General features: G+C 56.6%; 1 protein-coding gene. It reads left to right on the top strand.

The window, feature by feature from the left end:
- On the top strand, positions 1 to 604 hold a 604-nt coding region (locus ACTHUR_RS15840; RefSeq protein ID WP_440399613.1), incomplete at its 5' end, for a helix-hairpin-helix domain-containing protein.
- Between the last annotated feature and the right edge of the window lie 2 nt (positions 605 to 606).

Here is a 606-nt window from a genome sequence, read left to right on the forward strand (position 1 = left end):
GTCCTGCGTTGTGTACGATGAGCAAAGCATCCAGCCTTCGCAATACCGCCGCTACAACATCACGACCGCCAAGCCCGGCGACGACTACGCCGCCATGCGCGAAGTGTTGACGCGCCGCTACGGCAAAATGCAGGAAGCCGAAGCCAACGGAGAAAGTGTCAAATGGCCGGATGCCGTGTTGATTGACGGCGGCAAAGGGCAAATCGGCGTAGCCGTATCAGTATGGGAAGAACTCGGGCTGCACATTCCTTTGGTCGGTATCGCCAAAGGCCCCGAGCGCAAAGCTGGTATGGAAGAACTCATACTGCCTTTTACCGGCGAAGTCTTCCGCCTGCCGCCCAACAGCCCGGCTTTGCATTTATTGCAAACCGTACGCGATGAGTCGCACCGCTTTGCGATTACAGGCCACCGCAAAAAACGCGACAAAGCACGCGTTACTTCCTCACTCAGCGAAATCCCCGGTATCGGTAGCAAACGCCGTCAAGCATTGCTTACCCGATTCGGCGGTCTGCGCGGCGTGATTGCGGCCAGCCGCGAGGACTTGGAAAAAGTGGAAGGCATCAGCAAAGCCTTGGCAGAAACCATTTATGAGCATCTGCACTGATT

The organism is Neisseria sp. P0021.S007 (genome assembly GCF_051956855.1).